This is a genomic window from Polycladidibacter stylochi, from assembly GCF_001562055.1.
Lineage (GTDB): Bacteria > Pseudomonadota > Alphaproteobacteria > Rhizobiales > Stappiaceae > Pseudovibrio > Pseudovibrio stylochi.
This window is the reverse complement of record NZ_LLWE01000041.1, coordinates 137,909-148,993: the sequence shown is the minus strand read 5'-3', so window position 1 is coordinate 148,993 and position 11,085 is coordinate 137,909. Positions and strand designations below refer to the sequence as shown.

General features: G+C 42.3%; 8 protein-coding genes and 1 pseudogene. 3 read left to right on the top strand and 6 right to left on the bottom strand.

All coding sequences use genetic code 11. The features are described from left to right. Positions 1 to 418: 418 nt before the first annotated feature. The gene (locus AYK67_RS15820) at positions 419 to 676 is read right to left on the bottom strand and encodes a MafI family immunity protein (RefSeq protein WP_068089112.1); all 258 of its coding nucleotides are present in this window, start codon (positions 674 to 676) and stop codon (positions 419 to 421) included. 1 nt (position 677) lies between these two features. Continuing rightward, a complete protein-coding gene (locus AYK67_RS15815; RefSeq protein ID WP_068089108.1) occupies positions 678 to 887 on the bottom strand; it encodes a hypothetical protein in 210 nt (69 codons plus the stop codon). 304 nt (positions 888 to 1,191) lie between these two features. Between AYK67_RS15815 and AYK67_RS15810 the strand changes: the two genes are divergently transcribed. Together AYK67_RS15810 and AYK67_RS17315 are read left to right on the top strand one after the other, a co-directional pair. Next, positions 1,192 to 3,993: a TonB-dependent receptor domain-containing protein gene (locus tag AYK67_RS15810; protein ID WP_068089105.1), complete on the top strand. Its 2,802-nt coding sequence runs from the start codon at positions 1,192 to 1,194 to the stop codon at positions 3,991 to 3,993. A gap of 87 nt (positions 3,994 to 4,080) precedes the next feature. Then, positions 4,081 to 6,771 carry a S8/S53 family peptidase gene (locus AYK67_RS17315; RefSeq protein WP_068089102.1) on the top strand — a complete coding sequence of 897 codons (2,691 nt, stop codon included), beginning with the start codon at positions 4,081 to 4,083 and terminating at the stop codon, positions 6,769 to 6,771. A 258-nt stretch (positions 6,772 to 7,029) separates the two neighbouring features. Here AYK67_RS17315 and AYK67_RS15800 read toward each other — a convergent pair whose 3' ends face one another. Beyond that, positions 7,030 to 8,031: a M48 family metalloprotease gene (locus AYK67_RS15800; protein ID WP_156453191.1), complete on the bottom strand. Its 1,002-nt coding sequence runs from the start codon at positions 8,029 to 8,031 to the stop codon at positions 7,030 to 7,032. A gap of 173 nt (positions 8,032 to 8,204) precedes the next feature. Here AYK67_RS15800 and AYK67_RS17195 point away from each other — a divergent pair. Continuing rightward, positions 8,205 to 8,315: pseudogene (locus AYK67_RS17195) on the top strand (transposase); the annotation flags it as partial. Between the two features lie 236 nt (positions 8,316 to 8,551). Here AYK67_RS17195 and AYK67_RS15795 read toward each other — a convergent pair. From AYK67_RS15795 to AYK67_RS15785, 3 genes are all read right to left on the bottom strand, one after another. Further along, the gene (locus tag AYK67_RS15795) at positions 8,552 to 8,839 is read right to left on the bottom strand and encodes a hypothetical protein (RefSeq protein ID WP_068089096.1); all 288 of its coding nucleotides are present in this window, start codon (positions 8,837 to 8,839) and stop codon (positions 8,552 to 8,554) included. 268 nt (positions 8,840 to 9,107) lie between these two features. Beyond that, positions 9,108 to 9,806, bottom strand: a complete 699-nt coding sequence (locus AYK67_RS15790) for a 4'-phosphopantetheinyl transferase family protein (protein ID WP_068089092.1) — start codon at positions 9,804 to 9,806, stop codon at positions 9,108 to 9,110. A 10-nt stretch (positions 9,807 to 9,816) separates the two neighbouring features. Continuing rightward, positions 9,817 to 11,082 carry a hypothetical protein gene (locus AYK67_RS15785; protein ID WP_068089089.1) on the bottom strand — a complete coding sequence of 422 codons (1,266 nt, stop codon included), beginning with the start codon at positions 11,080 to 11,082 and terminating at the stop codon, positions 9,817 to 9,819. Positions 11,083 to 11,085: the final 3 nt, after the last annotated feature.

The window sequence follows — 11,085 nt, the reverse complement described above, 5'->3', positions numbered from 1 at the left end:
TGATGAAATCGGAATACGCATCCAGCCCGTGTTCCTGATTTGGTCCAGAAATCTCTACCTCCCGACCGGGGGAAAATTGGGGAGCACATCATGTTAGGTAGAAGCCTATCATAAACTGGAGGAGATTATGGGGGGCAGGTCAAAATGCATGTCTCGTTTGAGGACCTCTAACTAGACATGAAGAAATTCAAATCGCCAAGGCAACTCCAAAGATTTCTGGCAAGTTTCTATAGGCTTCGCAATATATTCTGTTCCCCCTCATGACAAACGCAGTACAATCGATATTCACCTGTAGCGTCTCAACGCTTTTGCAAGATGGAAACAAGCCGCGATGCTTGATACCTGTAATGCGTCTGGAGAAAACTAGTGCGACCAATGTCAGGTTAAGTTGAGGGCACCTGCGACTGGTCGAAAATATTCAGTTCTTTTTGGGAGCAAGAAAACTCCACCTATTTGGATCGATCTTCATACTTTTACCAATCTCGCAGATAGTTTGAAATTCCTGTTCGCTTGGGAAAACGCCAAATTCAAAAATTTGCTCACACAGGTTTTCGAATGCTACGCCCCATTCGCCGTGTTCAGCAGTCGATAGGTAGTCGTCCAGCCACTCATCATCAAGCCGGCCTCTGTACAGTTCTATAAGGGATACGGTTGCTCTTTGAATTGCGTTTTCCATGTCAATACTTCGGATATGCCATGATTATGCCTTCGCTAGCTGGTTCGATGATCACGCGCACTGGTACACCGTCAACGATAGGCAATTTCCCATTTGCGTCTGTGATAACGAAACGAGCAGGCAAACCTGATTTTGTGTATAGCCCGCCGCTACCAGTCTGTGGCTTCCATAAAAGATTGGGATTTGTTGCAAGATCAGACGCTGTGCTCATTATAGTATAACTCATTATAAATAACTAAGGTGCTTGTTGATTAAAATAAAATTTTGTCTATTAATCAAAAGAACTCAATATTAATTATAGAAAATATGTATTCAGATAATAATCATACCATTTATTGTGTATATTAAATATTAATACACTATAATGGTGAGAATAACATAGAGACTGCTCATATTTTAGAGATTATGAATAGCAAAAAATTTCATTCAAAAAATTTAAAACTTGACTTTCGTTATCATATTAATAAGTAATGCCATCATTAGTTGTAATAACCATATACACTATGGGTGGTGGAATGCAGTTTGAACTCAGGCTGCCGGAATTGACCAAGCAAAAAGCGGGTATTTGCGCAACAGCTCTGCAATCAGTTGCAATCGTTGCACTTACCACGTCAGTAGCCATGGCTGATAATTCGGATAAAGTAGGCGATAGGGATTTAATTACCTCAGAAGGTGAAGTAATCTCGAAAACAGCAGATGGCACTGTTGAGTTAGATGAAATTGATGTAACTATATCAAATTCAAGAAAGAAAATTAACACTGAGTACTCAACAGCTAACTCCGTTAATCTGATTTCAAGTGAACAGATTAATCGTATTGGACAAACCTCTCCCTCAGATGTTTTTAAGCAATTGGGCGGCGTGCACGTGGGCGATAGCCGTAACGGGGGTGGTGCCGATATTAATATCCGCGGTATACAGGGGCAAAGCCGTGTCAAGTTTACAATTGATGGTGCGCAAAATGCACTTGATATTTATCGTGGTTATGCAGGGGTTCAACAGCGTAGTTATTTTGACCCAGATTTGATTAGTTCTATTAAAATTTCAAAGGGACCCAACGGTCACGCTTCAAGTGCTAGCGCTGTAGGGGGAAGTGTTGAAATTAAAACAATTGGTGCGAGAGATATCGTAGGAGAGGGGAAAAAATTTGGCGCCAAGCTGAAAATAGGTCGCACTAGCAATAGCATCACTCCTAATGCTATGCCTGAAAATGATCCGTTGCGAGATGCATTTATGACGGATGATTATGGTTCTGAAGTACGTAATAACAGGACCAATTTCTTTAATTCCACTGCTTACAGCGGCAGCGCAACAATTGCGTATTTAGGCGAGAACTTTGAGCTTGTTGGTGCAATAACTCGGCGCTCACAGGGGAACTACTTTGCCGGTAGTCATGGACGTGATAACTATCGTCGTTTTGATCCAACCTATAACTATGAGATAACCACGGTTGCGAACGTTTACAAAGAGCGTGAAGAAGTAACGAATACTGCTTTTGAACGGTTTTCATCACTAGCTAAAGCTGTTCTTCGTCCATCAGATGATCATCAGGTTGAGTTTATCTGGAACCGGTTTCATGGAAATTTCGGCGAAATTATGCCGTCAGCTCTAATGCGCTTTACGCCAGATAGACTTTATAAGTATAGCAAGAGCGGTAAAAAACTAGGTCCCGTTGTTGCCAAGCCAAGCCGTCAACCACGTGATATGCTGCCCCAATGGCCCTATGGGTCTGTCCGTATGGACAGCATAACACTCGACTACAAATGGCATCCAGACGATAATGAATGGTTTGACTTTAGAACACGTGCCTGGTGGAATGGCTCTGAGACTGCCCAGCTCAATGGTAGTGTCAATGCACCTGAAGCAATGAAGTCAAACATGCTAGATTATGCATGGATGCACTTGAACAACAATCGTTATGCCCTTGATATATCCAATAAAGCGAATTTCTCTAATGAAATAGGTGATTTCACACTTGATACCTCAGCTTCTTTCAAGCGTGAAACATTAGAGCGTTCTGACGGCTTTGCACTTACCAAAGAAGATTTAAAGTTTAATAGTGTGGCTAGAAGTGGTCGCTATGAATCATTTGTATTTTCGAATGAGCTTACCTATCAACCTTTTGAGAATCTTAAACTACGAGCTGGTGGAACTTACAACTATTCCAATGTGCAAGATTATAATCGCAATTATGAATGGCACACAGAAAAAAAACGGACTATTCGTTGGTATTTTAAAGATCAAAATGGTGATGTTTTTGCTTATGGCGACAATTTCGCAGATGCAAATGGGAAAATTGCAAATATCGAGGCTACACCTAAAATTATTCACGTCAAGGATCAAAAAAGAAAAATAACCTTCAATGAGGCTCGCGCCCGCGCTGTGTCATTTGTTGTAGAAAAAACACCTAGTTACAAAGACATCCTGATGTCGATTGAAGTGCACAAACCTATTAAAAGAGTGTCACACGGTCTCAATCCATTTGTCGGGTTAGAGTATAATTATAACGATAATTTGAAATTTTATGCCAATTATCGTCAAGCACAACGTGCACCGAGCATCTTTGAATCTGCTGTTGGCACGTTCCTGCTAGAAATTCCAGAAGTACTCTCGCCAGAAACTTCAAGAAATATTGAACTTGGTATTTCTACAGTGACAGATGATATGATTTTTGAAGGTGATATTGCCGCCTTTAAACTGGCGTACTTTAGAAACTCAATTGAAGATTATATCACACGCCGCTTCTTCCTATCTGATATGTTACTAGAACTTTATAATGCAGACAGCTTCACAGTTTCTGGCCTTGAATTTCAGGCGGATTATGACAGCGAGCAATTCTTCGGTAATTTATCTGCCTCCATGTACATAGATACCGAGACATGTGATGCAGAAACAGCAAGTCTTATTCGAAAAGAATACTATCATAATAAAAACCTTGCGTTGACACCGGAATGTGTAAAGGGGGGGTTCAATGGCGGCTACAGTAATATGCAAAATCCGCCTAAATACAAACTCTCACTTACCCTGGGCAAGCGGTTTTTTGAAGATAAGCTGACTGTTGGCTCTACCCTTAATTATACGAGTGGGCCAACAAATAAATTGGATGCATCCTGGCAAACCTCAGTGACGACTATTCAAAAGTCCTATGCTCCAGTGACAACTCTCGATGCTTTTGCTTCTTACAGATTTGAAAATGGTGCCGAGTTAACTGCATCTGCTAGCAACTTGACCGACAGATTTTATCTCGACCCCATAAGCCAAAGCGACATGCCGGCACCAGGAAGAACATTTCGGGCAAACTTTAGCATGAAGTTTTGATGAAGCGATCGTTGATCACAGGCCGGGCAATTTACTGCCCGGCAAGCACTTCCTTTCTGCAAAACCTATTAACCTATGAGAATTACTATGCGTAAACAATTAGTCGCATCAGTTGCAATGACAGCTTTGTTGGCCGCTTGTATTGGCGAGCCTGGGGGACAAGGTGTTAACTCACCCAAGAAAACAAACCCCGACACGACCACGCCGACACCAACAACGCCGACACCAACAACGCCGACACCAACGACACCTAAACCAACGACACCTAAACCAACGACACCTAAACCAACGACGCCGACACCAACGACGCCAAAGCCAACGACGCCGACACCAACAACGCCGACACCAACGACGCCGACACCAACAACGCCAAAGCCAACCAAACCTAAGCCAACCAAACCTAAGCCAGGTACGCCTAAGCCATCAAGTGAATTTCCAGGTAATAACGTAGGTATAACACCTCCAGACCAAAGTCAGGTTAGCGCAATAAATAATAGTGCTGCATTTTGGCGGCAAACAGACTATACAAGCATTCGCTTCTCTGCTGATTATTATTCCTTCACAATTTTAAGCGCATACCATGCAATTAAGCTTGCATATGCGCATGCAAGCTCATTTACAGGTAAAGAAATAACAATTTCCATTCTCGGACCTCTAGGTTTTCATAATGAGTTTACCGAATTTAAAAATAAAAAAGTAACTAAGGCAACGGCAGATAAAAAAGGAGCTTTAAGTAACATAGATAGTGTTGTTGCAATTGCGGCGGGAAGTGGCGAGGCTGGTTCTTTGAAAGGCGTTGCTTATGATGCAAATTTACACATCGGAAGTTTTGTACAAGATGCCGTTGCGGTTGACGAAACTCCGCTTATGTCCGGTCTTTCTGAAACAATTATTAAAGCAACAGCTGCAAATGCAAAAGTAAGCTTGCTGGCACTTGATCAACTAGCACTTGGCGATACAACTTATGCTGACTATTTAAAGACATCCAATAGCAATCCGGCGAAAACAATTGCAGAAAATTGGGCACTAAGTAATAGCGCGATTAAAGCAGACAAAGTCCTGCAAACTAAATTTATTCCAAAGTTTGACGAGCTGGTTGCTGCTTTAAAAGACTTTACCAAAAATGGTGTCTTGGTACTTCCTGCATATGAAACCCAAAAAGGGCAGGGTATTCATTTTCTTGCCGGTCTTCCCATGCAAGTTGATGAATTAAAGGAAAAATCTTTGGCAGTTGCCTCGGCGATGTTAGCAATTGAGCCGTATTCCGCAGCAATTTTGGATATCAAGTTGTTGGGTGCAGATGCTGTTGTTGGGGCTAAAACCAGCAAAGGAGCAGGCTGTTTTCAAGCGGCAGCCTATTGTCTATCAGCTCCCGCCCATATTTACAGTCTTGCAAAAAAAACTGACAAACAAAAATATGAGCAATCTGTTGATGTATTATATGGTGCAGCAGTTGCCACCGGTAGTGTTGCATTATTGCGTCAAGCTTTTCCAACCTTAAAACCAGAAGAAATTGTTGATCGCATGTTGGCATCAGCAAACAATAACTTTCCAAGCTTTAAAAAGACAGGAACAACAACTTTCACCAATGGCTTCCAGCATGATTACAACGATGAATTCGGTCATGGTTTAATGGACTTGGAAGCTGCACTCAAACCAATTGGTAAAGTAGGTTTGCCAGCAACGACGAGAGCTGCTGGCGGCGTAACACCGCTTTCCGCATTTACCCTCACACGCTCTGAAGTAGTCAGTCCGGCGTTGAACAAGGCATTAGAGAACACCAGCTTCACCATGTTTGATAGTCTTGGCGCCCCCTTTGTAACTTCCGGCAAGCTCTTAACCCAGCAACGTGCGTCAGCGCTGAATGCCGAGCTTGGTAAATTCAAAAGCACCACTGCTCAAAATAGTAGCCTGCAAGCAAACTTTGCTTCATTCGCGTTTAATCAGCAAAATGCACCGATAAGTCACGGTAACTGGCAATTTGGTTTTGATAGTGCACAGGCCATGGCAGAAAACCTTGGTTTTGCTAATACCAGTGCAACCCGTCTGGCGCGCTCTTCCAGTATTATGGGCCTTACTGCCAACGGTTTTGCAGCCGGTGCTTTGCATAAAGAAGGGGCTGCAACGTTTGGCATGTTCTCTTACATGGATGCAGCAACTGATAACAAACAAAAAATCGGTTTTGGTGCAACAGCGGCCTATAAAATGGATATGGGGGCAACCTATACTCTCGGTCTCACCAGCATGCGGGAAAACGGCTCGTTCCTTGGGCTTGGTTCGGCGATCAACACACCAGAGCAAATCGGGGAGTTGGCAGCTTATAACACCAGCTTAAGTGCCGGCGTTAAACTGCCTATTGCCGGCCTAACATTTGCTGCCAATGCAGAACTTGGCATATCCAATGGCCAAGAGGCCGGCTTGATATCCGATATTAGTACAGGCTACTATTCCGGCTTTGCTTTGAGTGTTGCGAGCAACAATAATTTACTGGACGGCGATCAACTTTCACTTTCATTCAGCCAACCACTGTATATGGAACAGGGAAGCCTAAACCTACGTCTGCCGCAGGGGCGTAACCTGCAAGGTGAAGTTAATTTTGCTGAAAAGCATGTCGATTTGGCCGATAGCGCCCGTCAATTCCAAGTTGGTTTTGAATACGCCTCACCAGTAACTCCAGCAACCAACTTCCACCTTGGCGGCGCATTAATGCTGAACGAGAGTGGCAAGCAAGGAAAAACTGGGGCAAAACTGTTAACATCAATTACGCATAGGTTCTGATCGCGATCAGATCATAGTGAGGTTTATTAAATCAACGCGCTGTTGAATAAACTGAGTGGTGATGGCTTACCCGCCATCACCACTTTTCGTGTTAAATCTTATGCCCGCATAGGTTGCTTGCTGCAAAACCGGGCTTATTTTCAAACGAGCAAAAAATGTTGGCTGAATAGAGTTGTTCCGTATGTATATTCAGATAAATTAAATTGTGGGATATACTTACGGCAAGTCTGGTAATCTGCAGTCATAAACCCCTGTTATTTATCTGTTAAATGTCCTGTTTTCGTTTAAGGACAGGTCCGGCGGTTTAACAGTGATGGGAGCGCTTACATATTTTGTAGATGGGTCAGAGCAGGAGGGTTGTTCAGTCTTAGATAATCGGGCTTTACTTTTCCGGTCCAGTTCAAGCAAGGCACAGATACGCAGCTCAGTAGGTGGGTGTGTTTTAAGTAGATTATTCAGGATGCCTTTTTCAGATCGTTCCTGAGTTTTAATATACTCAAAGAAGTCAATTAAGAAATCACTGCCCAAGGCGCGATAGGCGAAGCGGTCAGCACGGTATTCTAATGTAACTGAAGTGAATCTGCTTGAGTTAACGATTATATTAAATATCACTGTTGAGATGTAATATAGGAGTGCTGCAAAGATGCCGATAAATGGTAATCTACACAAAATTGCTAACAATATGTCGAACAACTTTATTGGCACTAAAGAGAGTATAGTTACGACAGTTGGAATGGTTTCGCCACCTCTTATGTGACCAATTTCATGTGCGATGATAGAGGCTAAAATACCGGTTGCATCTCCTTGCTTTGCCGCATGATTTAGTAAGCCGGTGGTTACACCAACCATGTTTGTACCATATGCGCAGGCATTTACTTCCTTATCATCACAAATAGTGAATGTAATTTTGGGAAGTGGAACTTTGTTTTTCCTTGCTTCTGATTCAAGCAAGTTCATAGCTTCTTGCAGAATGATTACTTCACGATTTGACGGGCTACGGTGGTTGAACTCAAGCTTGATAAATCCATTAATAAAAAAGGGAAACCTTAGATTAAAGATTATGAATAGCCCTAGTATACAAAACCCAAATGCCGCAATGACATAGAGATTGTTTGGAACATCAATATTGAAGTTATTCAATACATAGTTAGCTAGAATAAGACCTGGGACGCTACCGACAGCACTCGAAAATATCATTATCAATAGAAATGATATTATATGCAGCAAAAAGATAGCAGCTTCCCTAAAGTATATTCCCATTAAACATTCTCCGTGAACTTTAAATATATACACCACAAGTAATATTCTAGTAAAGGAAATATATCTCACGTATAACAAACTTTCCTATATTCTCATCCGGACCACTTCTTCCCTTCTGAAATTGATCGAATTAAAAGTAGAGATTTTGCTGCCTTATATTGAGGATTGTATTTATGAAGGAATCTCGTTTTAGCGATGCGCAAATCATTGCGATATTGAAGCAAGGGGAAAGCGGTATATCGGTGACACAGCTTTGCCATGAACATGGTATGAGTGCGGCGTGTTAATACAAGTGGCGTTCTAAATATGGCCGTCGTTTCTGTTAGGGAGGCGGCATAACACCTGCCACTACACTAAAACTGGCGGCGTAACTCTACAAGAATACTCCTCCATGAATGGGGGAATACCAATGACGGCTTTTGTATGCATTCATGAAATCACCAAACCAACATTGTAGAATGTCTATTCACAGCTAACGACGTTTTTGCAACAGAGCCGAGAATAAAGCATTGTAATAAAGCTATAAAACTGTAACCTTTGCTGTCTTTTTTTTACCTTCAAACATTTCAAAAATAGATCCGGATTTTAACCAATCACTAGGTGCATTCTGGACTAAGAATCTTGCAGTTCCTCTATGATAATTAAATGCACCTTCTTGCTTGTGAAATTCTAAGACTACACTCCAGGCCTCATCTGGCCACTTATCGTCAGGGTTTAAAAAATGAGCAGGAGTTATATACTTACCTGATATAGGAGGTTCCTGCTTACATGGCTCCCAAGCGACTTTAACGTGAACGAGAGTACCCATCCTCTATCACCTCAATATAGTTACGAAATTTATGAAGATCGCCATATCTTGCCTGTCCGATACCATCAAGGCATTCCGTTCTCAAGAACTTATCAGTTTCAACAGTTGGCACTTCAATTATAATGACTGTAGAGTTTTAGGGTCATTCTTGGTCTCCCCCGGCGTTGTTGCATTAATATAATTTAGCCAACAGCTTGTTCTTAGTTGCTTAAACTATGGCAGATTGTCGGATCGCCAACGCTCTCTTTCATCAGTTCACAGCCTATTCTCACAATGAAAACTGCTGCGCTTTTCCTCGAAATATTCTGGTATGAGCATCGCCACAAATGCTAAGTGTTAGAGCTTCGCCGCTATTTTCGTGAAAATCAATGAACTGACATGGCTCATCAGCCAAGTCAGGAGTTTTGGCTAACTCATTTAGCTTTCTTAGTCCCTGCCATAATCCTGTACCATTCATTTTTCCATAGGCTTCCATGCGTGTCCAAATGGCAATCTCAGACAGCGTATTATCAGTATGTTTGCCAAAAATGGTTGCGTAGGCCTGGCGTTGCTTTGGATTCATGTGCTGAGTATCGATGCCAACCTTGCACCCAAAACCAACAGCGATAGCAACCGATTTCTCTGTTGTTGTAGTTGATAGGTCCAAATTTATACGCTTCTTATTCAACATGTTTTGGCACCACAACTTTCCGCTTTCCATCTTATGGAGACGGAAATGCTTAGTTTCGCAATCAATAACTTCCGCAATAATGCACTTAAGAAGTACACGGGATGCTAGGGAACAACGACCACGTTCTGGATGCCGACGATATGTGATAGTGTGCACTTCTTGTTTGTATAGAAACTGGTCAGCAGCCGCTGCCAGAGCTTCAAGTTGGTGTTGAAGCGGGCGCGCGATAACTACATAACGGTTCAATCTAATAACTTTATCACGAGAAAAAGTTGGTAATTCTTCAAGTGCGATCAAACAGCCTCACTCAGAATCTTATAAGCGTATAAAGAGCAAGGGATGAGATGTCAGGGCGTAGACGAAACTCAGAGTTCTCTTTCCCATATCGATGGCTGGCAAAAACTCCGATACTAGCTCCTTCTGTGATTTCCTTTTCTAACCGTAAACCAACACGGCCAGATTGGTCATCCAGCCCATGCAGAAGAGTAAATTCTGATTCAAGGTTTAGATCCAGCAAGTCATCTTTCGCCATTCTTAAAAAGGCATAATTACGACGAAGAGAATGATGACGTAATGCAGTATTTATCTGTCCTCTTGCACGGCTTGCTAAACTACCGCTCATGGAAGAAGCAAGGTTAATACTCTCGTCGATATCATCCCACTCATCCTGTGAGTATCCACTTCCATCATAGGTGTACTCAAGATTGACACTGAGTCCATTGTCAAAGGTATATCCTGACCCAAGAGTTAGATAGGTAAATACCCTGTTATCATTACCGGATGCAAAAGTGAATCCATCAATGAATTTTGAGTGCTGAAGTGTCTTTTTCTCCCGGTTACGTCGCATAGTTCCGTCAGCATAAAGAACTACTTTGTCACCCAAGGCAACTGATCCAGATAATCCTACTCCCGGACGCTCACCCCAAAAAGCAGATGTTGTTACATCAATTCCGGAAGTTTCAAAAAATGTAGAGTAGCTCAAATACCAATTATCCTCTGTGAAGCCTTCATTTAGCCACTCGAACTCTGGGGCATAGAACATCTTGAAGGTGTCTCCATTCTTCGTCAGAAAATCAAATCCGATCAGATCCACTCCCTCCATATCATTGCGAGATTTGTCGGAGGGGTAGAGTCGTTTTTCCTTTAAGGGCTGATTATAGATATCAACCGGAATAAACCCATAGGACTGACCGAATGCTAAGCTTCTGCGGCCGAAGTAGCCAAACAAATGATCTGAGAATCTAACCTCAGCATAAAGCTCATCAGCTGTCACTTCGGCAACAGGGGAAGTTGAACCAGGCAGATATGAAAAGCGACTTTTACCAGAAAGTCTTAACGGCCCCTTACCCAACGTGCCAGTTACACTTACATCCGCTCCTGCCTGGTTTGTCAGTAACCCTGCAGACTTTCCATTTGGAAATAGATCAGTCTTCTCTGAGTCATAACTACGAGCATAGACCCCGATTTCTGTATTTATATCAAACCGAAATTCTTCTGCTCTGACCTGTTTCGTAACAGTGGCCAAAAACGAAAAAACACCATAGCTAATCAAAAACACATTGAAACTACGCATAAT

Excerpts from the sequence above, each read along its gene's own strand:
- AYK67_RS15820 (WP_068089112.1), bottom strand. The coding sequence starts at position 676 with ATGGAAAACGCAATTCAAAGAGCAACCGTATCCCTTATAGAACTGTAC.
- AYK67_RS15815 (WP_068089108.1), bottom strand. The coding sequence starts at position 887 with ATGAGCACAGCGTCTGATCTTGCAACAAATCCCAATCTTTTATGGAAG.
- AYK67_RS15810 (WP_068089105.1), top strand. The coding sequence starts at position 1,192 with ATGCAGTTTGAACTCAGGCTGCCGGAATTGACCAAGCAAAAAGCGGGT.
- AYK67_RS17315 (WP_068089102.1), top strand. The coding sequence starts at position 4,081 with ATGCGTAAACAATTAGTCGCATCAGTTGCAATGACAGCTTTGTTGGCC.
- AYK67_RS15800 (WP_156453191.1), bottom strand. The coding sequence starts at position 8,031 with ATGGGAATATACTTTAGGGAAGCTGCTATCTTTTTGCTGCATATAATA.
- AYK67_RS15795 (WP_068089096.1), bottom strand. The coding sequence starts at position 8,839 with ATGGGTACTCTCGTTCACGTTAAAGTCGCTTGGGAGCCATGTAAGCAG.
- AYK67_RS15785 (WP_068089089.1), bottom strand. The coding sequence starts at position 11,082 with ATGCGTAGTTTCAATGTGTTTTTGATTAGCTATGGTGTTTTTTCGTTT.